Source organism: Robinsoniella peoriensis, assembly GCF_000797495.1.
Lineage (GTDB): Bacteria > Bacillota > Clostridia > Lachnospirales > Lachnospiraceae > Robinsoniella > Robinsoniella peoriensis.
Genome location: NZ_JTGN01000003.1, coordinates 384,195 through 405,250 on the forward strand (window position 1 = coordinate 384,195; position 21,056 = coordinate 405,250).

17 protein-coding genes are annotated in these 21,056 nt (G+C 44.7%); all 17 read left to right on the top strand.

Annotated features, from left to right (window positions below; translation table 11 throughout):
• Window positions 1–86: 86 nt before the first annotated feature.
• The gene (locus tag QR40_RS08145) at window positions 87–494 is read left to right on the top strand and encodes a MerR family transcriptional regulator (protein ID WP_044294269.1); all 408 of its coding nucleotides are present in this window, start codon (window positions 87–89) and stop codon (window positions 492–494) included.
• A gap of 15 nt (window positions 495–509) precedes the next feature.
• A complete protein-coding gene (locus tag QR40_RS08150; RefSeq protein ID WP_027292182.1) occupies window positions 510–1,061 on the top strand; it encodes a flavin reductase family protein in 552 nt (183 codons plus the stop codon).
• Window positions 1,062–1,200: 139 nt separating this feature from the next.
• Window positions 1,201–2,373, top strand: coding sequence for an iron-containing alcohol dehydrogenase (locus QR40_RS08155; protein WP_044294270.1), 1,173 nt, complete (start codon window positions 1,201–1,203; stop codon window positions 2,371–2,373).
• A gap of 332 nt (window positions 2,374–2,705) precedes the next feature.
• Window positions 2,706–3,410 (top strand): LytR/AlgR family response regulator transcription factor, encoded by a 705-nt coding sequence (locus tag QR40_RS08160; RefSeq protein WP_044288849.1) that lies wholly within the window; start codon window positions 2,706–2,708, stop codon window positions 3,408–3,410.
• A gap of 1 nt (window position 3,411) precedes the next feature.
• A complete protein-coding gene (locus tag QR40_RS29650; RefSeq protein WP_052430747.1) occupies window positions 3,412–4,734 on the top strand; it encodes an ATP-binding protein in 1,323 nt (440 codons plus the stop codon).
• Window positions 4,735–4,861: 127 nt separating this feature from the next.
• Window positions 4,862–7,894, top strand: coding sequence for a glycoside hydrolase family 3 N-terminal domain-containing protein (locus QR40_RS08170; RefSeq protein WP_044294271.1), 3,033 nt, complete (start codon window positions 4,862–4,864; stop codon window positions 7,892–7,894).
• 76 nt (window positions 7,895–7,970) lie between these two features.
• The gene (locus QR40_RS08175) at window positions 7,971–10,409 is read left to right on the top strand and encodes a glycoside hydrolase family 3 C-terminal domain-containing protein (protein WP_044294273.1); all 2,439 of its coding nucleotides are present in this window, start codon (window positions 7,971–7,973) and stop codon (window positions 10,407–10,409) included.
• Window positions 10,406–11,014: a hypothetical protein gene (locus QR40_RS08180; protein ID WP_044294274.1), complete on the top strand. Its 609-nt coding sequence runs from the start codon at window positions 10,406–10,408 to the stop codon at window positions 11,012–11,014. The genes QR40_RS08175 and QR40_RS08180 overlap by 4 nt, the downstream gene beginning before the upstream one ends.
• Before the next feature lie 203 nt (window positions 11,015–11,217).
• The gene (locus QR40_RS08185; protein WP_044294275.1) at window positions 11,218–12,312 is read left to right on the top strand and encodes a linear amide C-N hydrolase; all 1,095 of its coding nucleotides are present in this window, start codon (window positions 11,218–11,220) and stop codon (window positions 12,310–12,312) included.
• A gap of 15 nt (window positions 12,313–12,327) precedes the next feature.
• A complete protein-coding gene (locus QR40_RS08190; RefSeq protein ID WP_044294276.1) occupies window positions 12,328–13,713 on the top strand; it encodes a phenylacetate--CoA ligase family protein in 1,386 nt (461 codons plus the stop codon).
• On the top strand, window positions 13,688–14,449 hold the full coding sequence (locus QR40_RS08195; protein WP_044294277.1) for an ABC transporter ATP-binding protein: 762 nt from the start codon (window positions 13,688–13,690) through the stop codon (window positions 14,447–14,449). Before QR40_RS08190 ends, QR40_RS08195 begins: the two co-directional genes overlap by 26 nt.
• 11 nt (window positions 14,450–14,460) lie before the next feature.
• The gene (locus tag QR40_RS08200; protein ID WP_044294278.1) at window positions 14,461–16,809 is read left to right on the top strand and encodes an ABC transporter permease; all 2,349 of its coding nucleotides are present in this window, start codon (window positions 14,461–14,463) and stop codon (window positions 16,807–16,809) included.
• Window positions 16,810–16,924: 115 nt separating this feature from the next.
• Window positions 16,925–17,557, top strand: coding sequence for a cyclophilin-like fold protein (locus tag QR40_RS08205; protein WP_044294280.1), 633 nt, complete (start codon window positions 16,925–16,927; stop codon window positions 17,555–17,557).
• 60 nt (window positions 17,558–17,617) lie between these two features.
• Complete coding sequence (locus QR40_RS08210) at window positions 17,618–18,484, top strand: DUF3737 family protein (RefSeq protein WP_044294283.1); 867 nt, start codon at window positions 17,618–17,620, stop codon at window positions 18,482–18,484.
• Window positions 18,485–18,545: 61 nt separating this feature from the next.
• Window positions 18,546–19,103: a cyclophilin-like fold protein gene (locus QR40_RS08215; protein WP_044294284.1), complete on the top strand. Its 558-nt coding sequence runs from the start codon at window positions 18,546–18,548 to the stop codon at window positions 19,101–19,103.
• A gap of 45 nt (window positions 19,104–19,148) precedes the next feature.
• The gene (locus QR40_RS08220; RefSeq protein WP_027292170.1) at window positions 19,149–19,763 is read left to right on the top strand and encodes a LysE family translocator; all 615 of its coding nucleotides are present in this window, start codon (window positions 19,149–19,151) and stop codon (window positions 19,761–19,763) included.
• Between the two features lie 103 nt (window positions 19,764–19,866).
• Complete coding sequence (locus QR40_RS08225) at window positions 19,867–21,045, top strand: MalY/PatB family protein (protein WP_044294286.1); 1,179 nt, start codon at window positions 19,867–19,869, stop codon at window positions 21,043–21,045.
• The last annotated feature ends 11 nt before the right edge of the window (window positions 21,046–21,056 follow it).

Here is a 21,056-nt window from a genome sequence, read left to right on the forward strand (position 1 = left end):
AAAAAGAAAAAAGGGTATTGACCTTGAGTTAGGTTCAGGGTTTATAGTCATTACAGAATCGATTCTACAGACAGGAGGAATGAAATATGACCATTAAAGAGGCATCCGAAAAAACTGGCATATCCGTTGATAATCTCCGTTATTACGAAAGGATAGGACTTATTCCGGAAGTACCGCGCAGTGCTTCCAAAATTAGAAATTATGATGATGTCACGTTAAGCTGGATAGATTTTGTAATGCGCTTTAAACGTGGTGGCATGGCACTGGAATCCATTCGTGAGTATGTACAGCTTGCGATGGAAGGGGAAGAAACAAAACCCGCCAGAAAAGATATTTTATTGGAAACAAAAGAACAGCTGGAAATTAAATTAGTGGAAATCCAGGAAAGCCTTGATGTAATCAGTTACAAGCTGGACACTTATGACCAGAAATGCGGTCCCGTCACGATAGATATGGTAAATGACTGGAAGAAGAAAAAAGAACAGGAATCATAAATTTGGAGGTAAACCATGAAAAAAGATATTGGAAAATCATTAGCATTATATCCGACACCCTTAGTAGTTGTAGGGGCTGTTGTGGAAGGAAAACCAAACTGGCTTTTAGTCGGACATTTGGGGATTATGGGCCATGACCACATTATGGTGAGCCTGGCAAACGCACATTACACGAATAAGGGCATCAAAGAAACAAAAAAGCTTTCCGTAGCAATTGTGGACGAAGCAATGCTTACAAAAGCAGATTATGTGGGCTGTGTCAGCGGCGCGAAGGAAGATAAATCTGGAATATTTGCTTATCATATGAGCGATTCTGGGGTACCAATCATGGATGAGGCACCTGTGGTTATGGAGTGCAGCGTTGAGGATATCTATCAAACACAAGGATTTGAAAGCTTTATCTGCACCATCGACCATGTTTATGCAGAGGAACAGGTAATCAATGGACAGGGAAAACTGGATTATCATACTTTAAAACCCGTACTGTTTGAAATGCCAACCTATGAGTACCTCCGGACCGGAGATATCATTGGGAAATGTATGAAGATTGGTAAAGAGGAAGCATAACAGGCAGTTTGCTGATAATCGAGAAACAAACAGTATTTGCAGCATCGTGCATTTAGATTTCCTATTTGCAGCATATCAGATGCAGAGAAAACTGTTACATATAAAATAGAAATTAGAAGATAAAAAGGAGAATTTAAACATGTTAGGAAATTTTGCGTTTACAAACCCAACGAAACTTTATTTTGGAGAAGATTCCTTAAGCTATCTGAATGAGGAACTGCCAAAATACGGAAAGAATATACAGCTTGTATATGGCGGCGGCTCCATTAAAAAGACAGGCATTTACGATAAGGTCACAGCAATCTTAAAAGCCAATGGAAAAGCAATCTTCGAGGATGGCGGCGTTATGCCAAATCCAACGGTTGAAAAGCTCTATGAGGGCGTTCAGATTGCAAGGGAGAATAAGGTGGACTTTATTTTGGCGGTGGGCGGCGGTTCCTGCTGCGATTATGCAAAAGCAGTCTCTATATCTGTCAATTGCAAGGAGGATCCGTGGGAAAAGTATTATCTGAAATTCGAGGACGTGGATGCAGACACAAAGATTATCCCGGTAGGATGTGTGCTGACTATGGTTGGGACCGGGTCTGAGATGAATGGCGGCGCAGTGATAACAAACCATGAGAGTAAGCTGAAAATCGGACATATCTTCGGAGAACGGGTATTCCCGAAATTTGCCGTTTTAAATCCGACCTTTACCTATTCCCTGCCGAAGTACCAGATGGTATCCGGATTTTATGATATCCTGAATCATATCTGCGAACAGTATTTTTCAGGAGAGGATGATAATACATCTGATTATCTGATGGAGGGACTGATGCGGTCACTGATCCACAGCTCCAGAATTGCAATAAAGGAGCCGGAAAACTATGAGGCAAGAAGCAATATCATGTGGACTGCCACATGGGCACTGAATACCCTGGTAGCTATGGGAAAAACCACAGACTGGATGGTGCATATGCTTGGCCAGGCAGTGGGTGCTCATACAGATGCAACACACGGTATGACACTTTCTGCTGTCTCGCTGCCCTATTACCGACATATCATGCCATACGGGCTTTTGAAGTTTAAAAGATTTGCAGAGAATGTCTGGAATATTAATCCGACAGGAAAGAGTGATAAGGAAGTTGCAAAAGCTGGTTTAGATGCGATGGAAGCCTGGATGAAAGAGATTGGTGTAGTGATGAACATCAAGGAACTGGGTGTGACAGAGGAGATGCTGGATGACCTTGTTAAGAGTACCCTTGTTATGGAAGGTGGTTATAAAGTGCTGACACCTGAAGAAATTAAGGTGATTTTTAAAGAAAGTCTGTAATATGGATATATAAAAGGCCTGTTTCCAGTCTGCCATACCATTCGCTACATCTAAAGGTAGTGGTATGGGCTGAGAATTTTTATAATGTTATATATTTTCAGGGATGCACCAATCTTAAGCGGATTTGGTACATCCTTTTTTTAATTATAATTCAAACACTTTCTGTATTACTCAAAGAACTCCCATTACTATTTTGCATTATTTAAAGCTATAGAAATGCATTAAGGATACGTATTTGTTATAAATCGTAGCACATGCTAATATGGAAGTAAAGATGGAAAGTATTTCGCCGCAGAAAGCAGAACAACGCAGGAAAAAGGAGAATAAAGGATATGAGAGTAGCGGTAGTAGATGATTCAATAGAGGATGCGGATCGTATTGTATCATATTTAGAGCAGTTTGAACGAGAAAACAGCCAAAGTTTTCAGACAAAAGTCTTTTATGCCAGCTTTGACTTTTTAGAAGAATATTGTGGGGATTACGATGTTATTTTTTTGGATATCGAAATGCCCGGGAGTAATGGCTTAGAGGTGGCGCGGGAAATAAGAGGGAGAGACCAGGCAGTCGGTATCATCTTTATTACCAGTCTGGCCCAGTATGCCATTGAGGGGTATGAGGTCCAGGCAATTGATTTCATGGTAAAACCAGTCGGTTACTACAATTTTTCGATGAAACTGGAAAAAGCATTCCGTTTTATAGAAATTCATAAAGAGCAGGATATTTTAATCAGCAATAAAGATGGCATTGTCCGAATAACAGCTTCTGATATCTTTTACATAGAGAAAGACCGTGATTATCTTTTGTTTTATACAAGGCAGGGATGTTCCAAGAGCAGAGGGAGTATGAAGGAAATCAAGGATAAACTGAAATCCCTTCCTTTTGCCGAGTGCAGCTCCGGCTGTTTAATCAATCTGAATTATGTAAGGAGGGTAGAGAAAGAAAGTGTGGTATTGACTACAGATCAGAAGCTTCCGCTTTCCAGAAGGTTAAAAAAACTGTTTGCACAAGATTATATTAGATTCATGGGAGGCTTGTAAGATGATATATAACTTTTTTGAAAATCTTTGTATTCAATTTCCATTTCAGCTGCTTATTTCAGAAGGGATCTTTTTACTTGATGTACCTAGAAGAAAGCGCTTTGTACCGAGGCTGGTCATTTGCCTGGCTCTGCAAATCATTTTGGGCATTCTGTGGGAATCTGCACTAACATACTTATTACCTCAATCCTTATTCCAATACGTCCTGTTGTATTTTGGCTACGCGCTTTTAACGATGATACCCATTCTGGGCAGTTTCGATATCGGAATTCAGGAGCTGATTTTTATTCTGGCAGGTGGATATGCGACAGAACATATGACTTTTGCACTCAGCAGGATTGTTCTGCACCTGATACGTGTAAGATATCAATTATATGGCAGCCTGCTTCACCTGTTGGTCACACGATACCTTATTTATGTGTTTGGGGCAGCGGCGGTATACCTTTTAATCATCCGAACAAAGAAAAAAGAGAATAAACTGAGGGACAGTGATTTTAGGATTGCAGTGCTTGGTTTTATCATCATGGTCTTTGCCATTGGATTCAGTGTTTACTGGTCCTATCCCAAGGAATATATCGGCACCCGGATTGGGGACATCATCTGTCCTGCATACAGCTTTTTATGCTGCGTGCTTGTACTTTTGATGGAGTATTACGTGCTCCGGGAAAACAGCTTGAAACATGAACAGGAAATGATGGAGCAGCTTCTCCAAATATCAACTGCACAGCAGAAAAGCTCAAAAGAAGCCATCGATATCATCAATATGAAGTGCCATGACCTGAAACACCAGATGAAAGCATTGGCGAAGATAGAAGATGACAGTTCCAGAACAGAGTATTTACAGGAGATTCGGGATGCGGTATCCATTTATGACGCTACCTACCATACCGGGTGCAGCGCGCTGGATTATGTGCTCCGGGAAAAAACACTGATATTCAATGAACGACAGATTGAGTTCAGCTGTATGGTGGAAGGTAAAATGATCTCATACATGACCTCTGCCGATGTGTATGCTCTCTTGGGAAACGCATTAGACAATGCACTGGAACGTGTGATGAAGGAAAAGAGAGGGGAACGTATCATCAGCTTTCAGATCAAACACCATAATGATATGATGCTGATTCATCTGGAAAACAGATGCAGCAGCTCGCTTTCCTTTGAAAACGGTATGCCTGTCACAGAAAAAAAAGATAAGACGCGACACGGTTTTGGTGTAAAAAGCATGACTTATATTGTGGATAAATATCATGGTGATATTGTAATGTCTGTGCGGGACGGTAAGTTCAATCTGGATATCTTACTTCCGTCATTGGCAGAAGAATAGACCAGTTTACCGATTATCGTAAAAAAACGACCAGTTTTCGCATTTACATTTACATAGACTTTTCCCTGCTATAATAAACACAGTTAAAGAAATCAACTATAATTTTTAAAGCAAGGGAGGAAGAAACATGCTTCAATTTTTAATTGACTGGCTGACCCCTATTTTTAACAGCATGGGTGTCAGTGAAACGGATGTACAGCGGTATGTACATACTTTAGGCGGTTATATTTATGTGATTGCAGGGTTGCTGGTTGCAGCAGTTGTTATTATGATAGCAGCCCACTGGGTGGTAAAAAAAGGAACCAGACATGTTGTCCGCTGGGCCGCCGGTATTTCATGGATACTCATTGTGACAGTTCTGGCCAATATGATTTCCTTTGGCCCCATGTACAATAACTTAGCGCCGATTCTGAATGGCAAAGGTTCTGTTTCTGAGGAAACCATAGAATCATCCAGGGAGATTATCAAAGAAACCGGTGAGGAAGGACTGACACTGGTAAAAAATGAGGGAACCTTACCTCTGGAAGCCAATACCAATGTGAATGTATTTGGGTGGGCATCCACCAATCCGATTTATGGCGGTACAGGGGCAGGGGCGGCTGATAATTCCGGAAGTGTGGATATCCTTACTTCGCTGACGGATGCCGGGTTTCAAGTAAATCAGGAACTTGCAGATATGTATAAGGAATACAGTCCCACCAGAAGTGCCGGCAGTGTCTTTTATACTGACTGGTCTCTGCCGGAACCAACGCAAGAGTATTACACAGATGATCTGATGAAGGAAGCAAAAGAATTTTCTGACACGTCCATCATCGTTCTGTCAAGGTCAGGCGGAGAGGGGCAGGATGTTCCCCTTGATATGAAAGCAGTCATTGACGGAACCTACGATCCCCGTGACGAGGTGGCTAATGGAAATGACCTTTATAACTATTTTGCCTGCAAATACGATAATAACGGTGATTATGATGACTTTGATGAAGGAGAAAGCTATCTGGAGCTTTCCAATACAGAAGAGGCTATGATTCAGAAAGTATGCTCTGAATTTGACAATGTCATTGTAGTCATCAATGCAAATAATACAATGGAGCTTGGATGGGTAGACGAATACGAAAGTATTGGCTCTGTGATTCTGGCACCGGGCACCGGAGCAACCGGTATGGCCGCCTTAGGAGAAATCTTAAATGGTTCTGTGAACCCATCAGGTAAAACCGTGGACACATATGTATATGACTTGAAAAGTACCCCTACATACAACAACTATGGGAATTTCCCATTCAGCAATGTGGAGGATTTAAAAGAAGAACTCACAAAAGCAGACGAGGCATATGAGGGAGGGCTTCCCTTTGTAAACTATGTGGAGAATATCTATGTGGGATACAAATTCTATGAGACGGCTGCACAGGAAAATTTAATTAACTATGACGAAATAGTGCAGTACCCATTTGGATATGGATTGAGCTATACCACATTCACTCAGGAGCTTCAAAATCTGAAAGATAATGGGGATACTGTTTCTGTAGATGTGACGGTTACAAATACGGGAAACACAGCAGGAAAAGATGTAGTTGAGCTTTACTATACCCCTCCATATACCAATGGCGGAATTGAAAAAGCATCTGTGAACTTAATCGATTTTGGTAAAACAGCAGTGCTGGAGCCGGGAGCATCAGAAGTAGTTTCCTTTGAGATCATGAAGGAAGATATGGCTGCTTATGACTCCAGAGGCATCAAGGTAGAAAATGGCGGTTACATCCTGGAAGCCGGAGATTATAACCTTTCTGTCAGATCCGATTCCCATACGGTATTGGATGAGGAGACTTTCCATGTGGATGCAGATATCAATTATGCTGCAGATGGCCGTGTATCCGATGATACCACAGCAGTAAATCAATTCCAGGAGTATTCCGCAGGCAGAGTCACCTATCTGTCACGGGCAAATGGCTTTGCAAACTATGAGGCAGCCACAGCGGCGCCAGGCGAAGAGCTGTATGAGATGGATGAGGAAACAAAAGCGTTTGTAAGTGAGAAATCTGTTGCACATTATGATTCCACCAAATACGATAATCCGGAGGATAAGATGCCTGTAACAGAGGCAGACAATGGAGTAACCGTAGCGGATCTGACCGGAAAAGAATACGACGACCCATTGTGGGAGGAACTGCTGGATGAGCTGTCCGTGGAAGATATGATTAACATGGTCAATCTTGGAGGGTTCCAGACCGTTGCCGTGGATTCTATTGGAAAAGTCGGAACACTGGATTCCGATGGCACATCGGGTTTAAATGACTGGTATATCGGGGTATATGGTACTGCTTACCCGGTACAGCTTCTCATCGCACAGACATGGAATAAAGATCTTTCCAGCCGCATTGGTGAAGGCGTTGGCGCAGAATATGCTGACTGCCGTATTTTCGGGGCTTACGCGCCGGCCATGAACATCCACCGCTCTGCATTTACCGGACGAAACTTTGAATATTATTCCGAGGACAGCGTGCTGTCCGGTCATATGGCATCGGCCACGGTAAATGGAATGGCAACAAAAGGTGTCTATGCATATCTGAAGCATTTTGCACTGAATGAACAGGAGACAAACCGCTGCAGTCTGCTCCTGACCTATTCTGATGAACAGGCCATCCGGGAAATCTATCTGAAACCGTTTGAGATCTGTGTAAAGAACTTTGACGGAAAGTCACTGGCTGTGATGTCCTCCTTTACCTTTATTGGGGACAGATGGACTGGTGCCAATGCAAACCTCTTGAATAACGTACTTCGGGATGAATGGGGATTCCAGGGAATGGTATTATCTGACTGGAATGGTTCTTACGGATATCAGAATACGGATGACGCTGTCCGTAATGGAAACGATGCTATGCTTGGATTCTTTGCAGCAGAGTCCAACCAGATTACAAACACCTCACCCACAATGGTTCTGGCTATGCGGCAGGCGGCTAAAAACATTCTCTATACGGTTTCTAACAGCGGAAACTACACCATAGAGGATCCAAATGCAGACAAGATGCCGAATATGACAAAATTATTCATTGGAATTGATGCTGCCGTAGCAGTGGTATCACTTGGTATTATGGCACTTGTTCTTGTCAGGTACTTTAAAAAGAGAAAAAAAGTTACCATTGAAATAGTTCCAAAGACAGAAGAGTAACAGGCAGGATAACGGGGCTTCTCAGTAATGGGAAGCCCTTTCGTTCTCAACTGCCCTTTAGAAAAAGGAGAATGTAATGAAACATTTAGATATGATAGAAAAAATGACTCTTGAGGAGAAAGCAGCCTTCTTAAGCGGGAAAGGGGAATGGGATACCCGTGATATCCCCCGCCTTGGTATTCCTTCTGTGTTCTGTTCTGACGGACCTCATGGAATCCGCAAGCAGGCGGGAGCCGGTGACCATCTGGGGTTAAATGAGTCTCTGCCGGCCACCTGTTTTCCGACAGCAGCTACCATAGCAAACAGCTGGGATGTGAATCTGGGAAAAGAAATCGGAGAAGCACTGGGCAAAGAAGCCGCGGTACTGGATGTACAAGTGCTGCTGGGACCGGGACTTAATATCAAACGAAGTCCGTTTTGCGGCAGGAACTTTGAATATTTTTCGGAAGACCCTTATCTGTCCGGGAAAATGGCAGCTTCTTATATCCGGGGAATACAGAGCCAGGGAGTGTATGCCTGCCCGAAGCATTTTGCAGTGAACAGCCAGGAGCTCCGCAGGATGGCGATGAATGCAGTGCTGGATGAGCGGGCGCTTCGGGAAATCTATCTGACCGGATTTGAGATAGCTGTAAAAGAGGGTGGCGCGAAGGCTATAATGTCCAGCTATAACCAGGTGAATGGAATATATGCCAATGAAAACCAGCATCTTCTTTTAGACATTCTGCGAAAAGAGTGGGGGTTTGATGGGATTGTTATTACAGACTGGGGCGGTTCTAACGACCATGTGAAAGGCGTAAAAGCAGGTTCAACTCTGGAAATGCCTGCACCGGGACTGGACTCGGCAAGACAGATTCTATCTGCCATCGAAGATGGGGAGCTTACAATGGAAGAACTGGATGACTGTGTAGACGATCTGCTGGATGCCGTGTTCACAGTAAGTGAAATCCACAAAATAAAGAAAGCGCACTTTGACGAGGCAGCACATCACAAGCTTGCCAAAAAAGCGGCGGCTGAAAGTGCGGTGCTTCTAAAAAATGCCGATCACATACTTCCGCTGAACGCAGGCTGTAAAGTTGCAGTAATCGGGGATTTTGCGGCAGAACCGAGATATCAGGGCGCAGGCTCATCTATGGTGAAACCCACAAAAATAGAGACCATAGAGAACTCCATTACAGAGTATGACTTGCAGGTGGCTGGAGTGTCAAGGGGCTATAGACGTACCGGTGAGGCGGACGAAGTTTTGAAGAAGGAAGCATTGAATCTTGTTTCCACGGCAGATGTTATACTGTACTTTTTTGGACTGGATGAACTCAGTGAGTCGGAAGGGCTGGACCGTACACATATGCGGATCCCGCAGAACCAGATTGAACTCTTGCAGTCCATTCTGCAGGTAAATGAGAATATCGTTGGAATTATGAGCGCTGGGGCCTCTGTGGAAATGCCGTGGCAGAAGAACTGCAAAGCGATTCTGCATGGATACCTTTCTGGACAGGCGGGAGCCAGCGCCATGCTGGATATCCTGACCGGAAAAACAAACCCATCCGGAAGGCTTGCGGAGACTTATCCTATCCGGTATGAGGATACACCGGCACTAAGGCATTTTCCAAGCACAGAGAGAAATGCAGAGTACCGGGAGAGTATCTATGTGGGGTACCGCTATTATGATACCAGCAAAGTCCGGGTACAGTATCCATTCGGGTTCGGCCTGTCCTATACCGAATTTACCTATTCGGATATGAAAACTGACAGCCAGGGGGTTACCTTGAATGTGACAAACAGCGGAAACATGGATGGCGCAGAAGTGGTGCAGCTGTATGTGGGACTTCCAAATGCCATTGTGTTCCGCCCGGAAAAAGAATTGAAAGGATTTATAAAAGTATTTTTGAAAACAGGGGAAAGCCGTAAAGTGCATATTTCATTCGACGATAAAACCTTCCGTTACTGGAACATAAAAACGAACTGCTGGGAAGAAGAAATGGGAACCTACCGCATTATGGTCGGTGCAAGTGTAAATGATATCCGGCTGGAGGCAGAATGGGAAGTGGAAGGCACCACTTCTGAATATCCATATCATCCGGCAATGCTTCCCTACTATTATACAGGGATTGTACAGCAGATATCTGACCTGGAATTTGAGACACTTCTGGGGTATCCGATTCCGGAAGGAAAATGGACGGGGGAACTTACATCGAATGATGCCATTTGTCAAATGTATTATGCAAAGAGCGGACTTGCCAGATTCATTTATAACCGTCTGACCAGCATAAAAAAGAAAAGTGAGGAAAGGGGAAAACCGGATTTGAATATCCTCTTTATTTATAACATGCCGTTTCGGGCATTGGCAAAAATGACGGCAGGGGCAGTCAGCATGGATATGGTAGATGGCATTGTAGCAGTTGTGAACGGTCAGTTCTTTAGGGGAATGAAAAAGATAATAGGTGGATTCTTTGGCAATGCCAGGGCAAATAAGGCATATGAAAGAAGATTATCAGGAAAGAAGGGGAAAACAAGATGAGTCAGATAAAAGAAAAATGGATTACGAGATGGAACGGCTTTGAAGAAAAGCACCCGAAACTTTCCAAGTGGGTATATCAGATTTTTTATTTTTTTGTATTCAGCATGATGGTAACGGTATTTCAGTACCTGGTCTTTACCTTTCTGCCGGGATTTCTGGGAATGGGGCTTGCCGGAACCAGGTTTATGTGGCCGCAAAAAGAGCTGCATCTCTTCGGTGTTGACTTCACATGGAGCCTTCTTGGCTACAATGTTCTCTATGATGCCGGAGGCGCTGTGATGATAGGTGGAGGGCTTGGATACTTTATCAGTTATGAAGTTGGGTCTTTTCTTGCCCAGTGTATCAATTTCCCACTGCAGAGGAACATCACTTTTAAAAGCCACGGTAATCCCTGGTATCAGGCTGTATGGTATTTCCTTGCCTGGGTCGTGATTTCCCTGATCTGCAATGGATTCAATAACTTATGGATGCCGATTGCCTCCGTTTATGTGGCCCCGGCAGTCTATAACCTGCTGGTGACATTTATCACCGGTGGCGTATCTATGATTATTTTCTTTTTTGTATTCAAGATTATCTTTCCGGAAGGTGAAGCGCAAAAGAACTAAAAATTGATGTTGTCTAAAAAGTCATAAATGGAACAGTAGTAAACATGCTGAGACAATAGGGCTTCTGTCATTAAAAAAATGATGCATCTGGAATTATTGGTTCAATACGAAAGAATCCGTTTAGAAATTGTTTATCTTTTTGTTAGATGCATGTTATCCGTGGGAGTTACAGTAGTAGCAGATGAAGAAAGGAAATAAATGAGATGAAGAAAAAAATATACATGGCTTTCATGATGTCATTGATTCTCGGTACAGTCGTCGGCTGTGGAGAGAATACAAAAACACCTGAAAATACAGTACAGACGGAAACAGCAAAAGGAGAAGATATGGTTAAGGAAAAGGTAGAACCGGGAACAGAAATCACAGAGCTGGAAGAAGGGCTGTCATTAGTCCGCTATGAAGGAGACTATGGCTTCGGCAGTTTTCTGGAGCAGGGCGGCGCTGTCTCCGATGAAGGGGTGGTGGAGTATTTGAGCAGCCAGCTCACATCAAGCATACCAGAACTGCTATTTGGCGGGAACCCATTCGGGTGCAGCACACTTTCAGTGAAGAATACCGATGGCGGTTACCTGTTCGGCAGAAACTTTGACTGGGATGCCTGTAACGCTTTGATTATCAGTTCAAAACCGGACAATGGTTACGCATCCGTTTCAACTGTCAACATGGATTTTATTCAGGCTGGCGGGCTTGATATTTCTAAACTGCCTGACATGGCACAGGCTATAATCGGATTGTATGCGCCGCTGGATGGTATGAATGAAGAAGGATTCGCGGTATCTGTCAACATGATTGAGGATTCAGACACCATTGAACAGAATACAGATAAGCCGGACATTACAACCACGACAGTCATCCGCCTGCTTCTGGATCAGGCCGCAAATGTGGAGGAAGCACTGAATCTGCTTTCCCGGTACGACTTCCATGCTTCTATGGGAATGATGATCCATCTGGCACTTTCTGATGCAGAAGGAAACAGTGTCGTGGTGGAATATGTAAACAATCAGATGATTGTAACAGAGACCCCGGTTGTCACCAATTTTTACCTGTCGGCAGGAGAGAAATACGGGATAGGAACTTCCCAGTCCCATACGAGATATGATATTTTGAACGAGACACTGGAAAAGCAGGAAAGCATGACGGAAACGGATGTGAGAAATGCACTGGACAGCGTGAGTAAAGACAATTTCGGAGAGTTTGAATCTACGGAATGGAGCATCGTCATGAATCAGGAGACAAAGGAACTGACTTACTATCACAGGGAAAATTATAAGCAGGGATATACCATATCGGTTGATTAGAAAAGGAGGAGAACGATGAATTATTTTAAGACGCTGGTGGATCTATACCGTTTGAAAAAACAGGCAAAGCTTACCATACAACAGATGCGCACCCTGCAGAATAAAAAGTTAAGAAACATGCTGCATTACGCATGGAAACATTCTGCCTACTACAGAAGAACCTTTACGGCGGCAGGCATCACAGAGGAACAATTGGATGAACTCCCGCTATCCTGCTTCCCTACCATCGATAAGAAAGAATTTTTAGAGCATTTTGACGAGCTGATTGTTCCAATAGATCTGCGCCAGAAAGAACTCCGTGAATTTGATGCGGCAGATTCATCCGACCGAAAGCCATACAAAGGGAAATACCATGTGGTACATTCCTCCGGGAGTACCGGAAAACCGGGATATTTTGTATATGATGAAGCGGCATGGAATCATATGCTGCTTGGCATGATCCGGGCAGCGCTCTGGAACATGACCATGCCCAAGATACTGTCCCTGCTGGCAAAACGTCCCAGAATTGTATATATTGCAGCAACGGATGGACGATACGGGGGCGCAATGGCAGTTGGTGACGGAATCGACGGAGTGGGTGCGAGCCGGATGTATCTGGATATCAAGACACCGCTTGACGAGTGGATACGGCAGATCAAAGAATTCAAACCCAATATTATCATTGGATATCCATCCGCCATCAAGATATTGGCGGAACTTGTAGAAAAAGGCAGGGTAGAAGTAAATGCAGTACGGGTGATTTCCTGCGGGGAGCCTCTTGGGGCAAGCCTTCGGAACTACCTGGAAAGAAGTTTTCAGACAAAGGTGGTCAATTTCTATGGAGCCAGTGAATCACTGACTATAGGCGTGGAGTTGAACCCGGAGGAAGGTATGATACTCTTTGATGATATGAACTTTATTGAAGTGGAGAGCGGAGTGATGTATCTGACATGTCTGTATAACTTTGCACAGCCTCTGATCCGTTACCGTATTTCTGACAGTCTTGTTCTGAAAGCGGCAGAGGTCAACAGTCCCTATCCATTTACCAGGGCGGTCGGTCTTCTGGGCAGAAACGAAGATATCCTCTGGTTTGAAGACGGATCCGGAAACGAAGAGTTCCTGCATCCTCTTGCCATTGAGGGCTTTTGTATCGAAGGGCTTATGGATTACCAGTTCCGGCAGGTCGGAAAGGATGCATTTGAAATGTACGCAGAAACTTCTGTATCTGCCTCCAGAGAAAAAATAAAAGCAGAAATGCTGTATCAGATGAAAAAAATCCTTGCCGGCAAGAAGCTGGATTATGTACAGTTTTATGTGATTTTTACAAATGAAATCCTTCCGGATCCAAGGACAGGCAAAAAACCATTGATACTTCAGAAAGGGGCAGAAGGCCAGTATGAAAAAAGTGTTATTGCAGGGTAGGCAGGTGAGCAAAGTCTTTCTGCAGGGCCAGGTTAAGAATAAGATACTGGACCTGGTGGATGTAGATATCTATGAACAGGACTTTACCATTATCATGGGCTCCTCCGGTGCCGGAAAATCCACACTTTTATATGCCTTTAGCGGAATGGATGCTATTTCAGATGGGACGGTGGAATACAAAGGAATACAGATCAACCACTTAAAAGAAAAGCAGATGGCGAAGCTTCGGGCGGAGGAATTTGGATTTGTATTCCAGCAGACACATCTGGTAAGCAATCTTACACTTTTTGAAAATGTGGCGGTCGCAGGCTTCGTAAGTAAAAAAGGCAGTACGGGGGAAATCCGGAAACGTGCCAGGACGCTGCTGACCCAGATGGGTGTAGAAAAAGCAGAGAACCGTCTTCCCTCCCAGGTGTCAGGCGGCGAGGCACAGCGTGCCGCCATTGCGAGAGCCATGATTGGAAATCCCGGACTCCTGTTTGCGGATGAACCTACCGGGGCTCTGAACAAATCCCATACCGATGAGGTCTTAAACCTTCTGACGTCCTTAAACAATTCCGGACAGAGTATCCTGATGGTAACCCACGACCTTAGGGCAGCTCTAAGAGGGAACCGGATTTTATATCTGGAGGACGGAAAAGTCCTGGATGAGCTGACCATGACAAAATATCAGATGGCTGAGGAAAGGCAGAGGGAAAACAAATTAAAAGAATGGCTTTCCGAATTACAGTGGTAGGAGGATACAACATGGAAAATACAATCATATGCAGAGCCGGAATCCGAAGGCATAAAGCAAGCCTTTTCGGAATCGCAGTCCTTTTGTTTTGCGTTTCCCTGTCCCTGACCACAGTACTCACGGTGTACCTTGGCGGCGGCAGGCATATACAGCAGGAGATGCAGCGGGCTGGGTTTGGAAACCTTACCGCCTGGGTATCGGGTGTGCCGGATCTTGCGGCACTGACCAACAGCATAGGGACACAGGAGGGGATTGAAAGGACAGAAGTACAGGACCTTATCTTTTCCGATTACGAAGCAAATGGCGTGAAGTCAGACAGCGAAGGACAGCTAATCCCCTGGAATTCGGGAACAGAAACTTATCATTTCTTCCGTGACGGGCTGAACGGTTACAGGGATGCTCCAAAGGAAATCGTTCCGGGAACGGTCTATGTATCTCCTTCCATGGTCTCCGTTATGGACCTTAAAATTGGTGACACCATCACATTTCCTGTGGCTAGAAGCGGAATAACCAAAAGCTTAACGGTTTCCGGATATTATGAGGATCCGTTCATGGGCAGCTCCATGATTGGAATGAAAGGCTTCCTGGTATCAGAAGCGGATTACGCGGAGATTCAGAAGATGATTGAAGAGACTGGGATGGACAGTCTGGCCAGGAACGGTGCGATGATCCATATCTTTACGAATAATAAACAGTTCAGTGTAAACGAAATCAACCAGAGACTCAATGAAAACACCCCCATTTCCCAATACACAGAGTTTATACACAGTGCAGAGGCAATCCGGAGCTTTATGGGTATCCTGCAGAATGCCTTCTGTGGGCTGTTGGCGGCATTTGCCCTGGTTCTTCTAACGGCAGCCATGGTGGTTCTGGGGCACAGCATTTCCGGTGTGATCGAACAGGAATATAAAAATCTGGGGATATTAAAAACCATCGGGCTTACCGCAAACCGGCTGGTCCGGCTGCAGCTTGTGCAGTATGCCACAGCCATGTGCATCGGGATCCTGCCAGGAATACTGGCGGCATTTCCTGCAGTCAGCATGGCAGGAAAGATTACGCTGACGGCCACAGGAGTCCTTCTGCCCCAGAATATACCGATTCTGCCTTCTCTTATAGTTTTTGCAGTGATTTTTCTCCTGTTGGTGGGATTCGCAGTTTTTAACTTAAGGAAAATCATGTTTGTCACACCCATGAGGGCGATCCGGGGTGAAACAGCAGAACGAAAATGGAAACCGCTAAAAACAGTCCAGATGAAAAAAGAAGGGCTTCCTCTAAGGCTAGCAATGCGCCAGCTTCAGACTGGAAAAAAGCAGTACATAAGCGCCTGCCTGATTGCGGTTTTGCTGGTTTTCTTTGCCTCACTGACAGGAAGGACAAATGCATGGCTTGGACCGGAGGGCAAAGGAATGATGGATGCATTTAATCCGGCGGATCTGGATATCGGCGTGCAGGCGCTGGGAGAGCTTGAACCGGAGGTGATGGAGGACATGGTCCGCTCTTACACCGACATCACCGACAGCTACCAACTTGCCATGCCAAGTATATCCGTAAATGGAACCAATTTTACGGCAAATGTAATCACAGAGCCGGAACGGTTCCATATCAGCCAGGGTGAGACCAGCCGGAGAGAAGATGAGGTGGTACTGACAGAAACCGCCGCCTCCGACCTGGGGGTATCCATTGGAGATACGGTGGCGATCCGTGGGGACATGGGGAGCGGTACCTTTACGGTTTCCGGAATCTATCACTGTGCAAATGACATGGGGGCCAATATCGGGATGAGCCGGGAAGGATATCTCACTATCGGGCAGGATGACCCCCAATTATGGTGCCACCATTATTTCCTCTCAGACGAGTCACAGAGGGCAGCGATAACGGAGGAGCTTCAGGCAGCTTTTGGAGGTGACGTACATGTGCATGAGAATTCCTGGCCGGGGTTGTTCGGAATCATTTCGGCTATGCATGGGCTTCTGGCATTTATGTACGGGATGATCGCATTATTTGTATTGATTGTGACAATCATGACCGGAAGCAAGATTCTTACAGCGGAGCAGAAGGACATGGGTATTTATAAAGCCATTGGATGTTCCACCAGAATGCTGCGCCTGTCATTTTCGCTGCGGTTTGGCATCGCAGCAGTGACGGGCGCGGCAGTGGGGACTGTACTGGCATCCATTTTTACAGACCCGTTGGTTTCCGCAGTCATGCGGCTTGCGGGAATCAGCAACTTTGCATCTCATCCGGATATTCTCACTATGGTTCTGCCAGGTTTCATCGTTATCCTGTTGTTTTTGGGATTTTCTTATCTGGCAGCCGGCCGTATAAAGAAGTCAGATATGACAGTGTTGACGGCTGAATAGTCGTGTAACACATATCATTAGATAGGAGTCAGGACATGGTAAAGAGAAATAAGCTGAGCGCAAATGCGCAGAAAGGAGATCTTATTGAGGAAAAACATCTCAATAAGTATGGATTATGAAGAATAGACTCGTAAAAAAAGCAATGGGAGCAGCAACTTTAATTATGCTATCTGCGGCACTTCTGGCTGGCTGCGGCAAGGAGGAACGACAGGGGAGCGTAAGCACCGGACAAAGTACATCAGATACTGTGGCCGGCACCAATGCAGGAACAGAGACGGATACAGTAACAGAAACAGAGGCCAAAAGCGGCAATTCAGCTGACAGCCAGAATACAAGCGGAGTAACTGAACTGGAAGTACGGTTCGGAGATAACGGCTCCCCGTTCATGATGCAGCTGGAAGATAACGAGACCGCGGCAGCGATTGCCCGCTATGTGGGAACTTCTGACTGGAGACTTCCCATTTATGAAAGAGATGATGATGCGGACTATGACGTGATGCAGTATTACGATGTATCCGGCAGATATAATATCCCATCCAATGGGAAAACAGTAACATCGGAAAAAGCCGGGGAAGTCTATTATTCGGACCCAAACCGTATCGTATTGTTTTATCATGACGCAGAAATCACGGGAGAATATACCAAAATAGGAACCTTTGATGCAACGGATGACTTTGTGACTGCTGTAGAGGAAAACCCTGTGTTAGAAGGCTGGGGAAACAAGATCGTGCAGATTGCACATCCATAAAGATAACATAAAAATAACATAAAGATAACATAAAAACAACATATTAAAGGAGAGGTAGAAATGAAAGAAATCAGACGTGAGTTTTTAACAGGAGAACGTGCACTTTTTAAAGGAGAAAATTTAAAAATATACGACACCATATTTACGGATGGGGAATCACCGCTGAAGGAAAGTCATGATATTGAGCTTTTCGGCAGTATGTTCAAATGGAAATATCCATTGTGGTACAGCAGGAATATCATTGCCGAGGACTGCACCTGGTTTGAAATGGGTCGTGCAGGGGTGTGGTATACGGACAATATCACGGTAAAGAATGCAGTCATTGAGGCACCAAAGAATTTCCGCCGGTGTCATGGCGTGACCCTTCAGAATGTACATTTTCCAAATGCAGCAGAAACCCTGTGGAACTGTGATGAAGTCATCATGGAGCAGGTTACGGCAAAAGGAGACTACTTTGCCATGAACAGCCGGAACATGAAGCTTCAGAATTTTCAACTGATCGGGAACTATTCCTTTGACGGGGTAAAAAATATGGAAATCCATAATGCCAGACTGCTCTCCAAAGATGCTTTCTGGAACAGTGAAAACGTGACGGTATATGATTCCTTTATATCAGGGGAATATCTTGGCTGGAATGCAAAAAATCTGACACTGATTAACTGTACCGTCGAAAGCCTGCAGGGAATGTGTTATATTGACAATCTTGTTATGAAGAACTGCAGGCTGCTGAATACCACCCTTGCATTCGAGTATTCTACCGTGGATGTAGAAATTGACGGAAAGATTGACAGCGTTATGAATCCAACAGGAGGAAGTATCCGGGCAGATTACATCAAGGAACTGATTATTGAAAAAGACAAAGTGGATCCGGATAAAACAGTCATTACCTGCACAATGGACCAAAGTCCAGACAAAATGGCGGTTTAACCAATGAAACATACATAATGGATACATATGAGAACAACAGCCACAACAGGAGGTATTGCACATGAAAAAATTAACCCCCCTTTTCCTTTGTGTCGTATTGCTGTTTATCCTTTCAGCCTGCAGCAGCAGTTCCAGGCTGCATACGGAAAGTATAAATGCAGACCAGACAGAACAAACCATTCCTGTAACGGAGGCCCCGCCCCCGCCATCAGAAGAAACAGCTTCTGATACAAAGGAACCCCCCATAAAGGAATTACAAATCCGGGTAGAAGGAGAAGACGGGCAGAATATTGTTTTTCAGTTGAATAACAGCTCCGCAGCACATGCTTTGTATGACCAGCTCCCTCTTTCTGTCCCGGCAGAAGATTACAGCAATGATGAAAAAATATTTTATCCCCCCAATGAATTGGATACAAGGGACACTCCCCTGGCCAAGGGACCTGCAGGAACACTGGCTTACTATGAACCGTGGGGGGATGTGGTTCTTTACTACGGTGAGTGTGGAGGCGCAAGCGGCCTGTATGCACTTGGCGAAGCTGTGTCTGGTACGGAACAGATTGAAACTTTATCAGGAGAACTAAAGATTGAAGCAGTAAACGGTGAGTATAAGAAAAGATGAGGATTTCCGCCAGACGAACAGGCGAGAGAGGAGAGGAAGGAACAAATGGGTATTTTTATTATAAAGGGGATTCTAATCGGGCTTATCTTTGGCATGCCGGCCGGAGCAGTTGGGGCAATGACAGCACAAAGAACCATGAATTATGGCATGAAAGCAGGCCTGATAACGGGATTAGGATCCTCTGCTGCGGACTGTCTGTATGCTTGTATCGGTGCCTGTGGATTTACCTTTATCTCCGATTTTTTACTTCGGCATCAAAGTATCATTCATCTGGGGGGAGGCTGCCTGATTCTGGGCATGGGTATCAGTATGCTGACGATAAAAAATGCCAGGCCTCAAAATGTACAGAATCCTGTCAGAGGTATCCGGATGTTCGTTTCGTCCTTTGCAGTGGGAATAACAAACCCGGCAGCCATTCTTACCTTTCTGTTTGCGTTTTCCTGGTTTGGTATAGATGGAGAGACGGGAATTACATCCGGGATCGGTTTGGTGTGCGGCGTATTTATCGGGACCTATATCTGGTGGGGAACACTTTCCGGAGTGGTTACCTTACTAAAGAAAAAAGCAAAGAAGGATCATCTCGCAGCTATAAACCGGATATTCGGTATCATTTTAATCCTTTTTGGTGCAGTAGTACTACATCAAACAATTATATCTTAAATTTGGGTTTCGCTGAAAAAGGGAAGCTTAGAATGCGATGGGAGACAGTTGAATACTAAGCGGGCACTGAGCTTGAAATTAAAAGAAAATAGGAGGAAAAGGCATGAATTTTCAGTTTGATCAAATAATAGAGCGCAGGAATACGGGGGCCATGAAATGGGATGTGAATGAAAATGAACTTCCCATGTGGGTGGCTGATATGGATTTTCAGACAGCACCGGAAATAACAGAAAGCATGGTGGATAGAGCCAGACATGGAGTATTTGGATATACACTGGTGACAGATGAATGGTATGGGGCTTACCAGACCTGGTGGAAAAAACGGCATCAGTTTGAAATCAGGAAAGAGTGGCTGGTTTTTTGCACTGGTGTAGTGCCCGCTGTCTCCAGCATAGTCCGTAAGATAACTACCGTAGGGGAAAATGTTGTAGTAATGACTCCGGTATATAACATATTTTTTAACTCTATAAGTAATAATGGCAGAAATGTATTGGAAAACCCATTGAAATACGATGGCAATGAATATCAGATTGATTTTACAGATTTGCAAGAGAAACTGGCAGATGCCCAGACGACCCTACTGATCATTTGTAATCCACATAATCCGGTGGGCAAAATCTGGGACAGAGAAACGCTTAAGAGGATTGGGGATTTATGTGTCAAATACCATGTGGCTGTTTTATCGGATGAGATACACTGTGATATTACTGAGCCTGGTTCTGATTATACACCGTTTGCCTCAGTATCGGAAAACTGCCAAAACAACAGTATAACATGTGTATCCCCTACCAAGGCATTTAATCTGGCAGGGATTCAGACGGCTGCTGTGATTGTACCGGATGATAATCTGAGGAATAAAGTGGTCAGAGGTCTGAATACCGATGAAGTGGCAGAGCCAAATGTATTTGCTGCCATGGCACCGGCTGCGGCATTTGGCTGCGGCGGAAACTGGCTGGATGCCTTAAGAGAGTATCTGTGGGAGAACAGGAGGTATGCAGAAGCGTACATGGAAAAAGAAATCAGAGGAGTATCAGCGGTTTCCGGCAGGGCAACGTATCTGCTTTGGATTGACTGCCGGTCCGTCATTGGTGACTCCTCGGAACTTTGCCGCTTTATTCGCCGCCACAGTGGTTTATATCTCTCGGACGGAAATGAATACCGGAACGGAAAGGGGTTCCTGCGTATGAATCTGGCATGTCCAAGGCAGCAAGTGAAGGATGGCCTGAAACGTCTGAAGGACAGTGTGGCAGCTTATGAGTCATGGGTATGCGGCCAGTGTTAATATAGACCGCA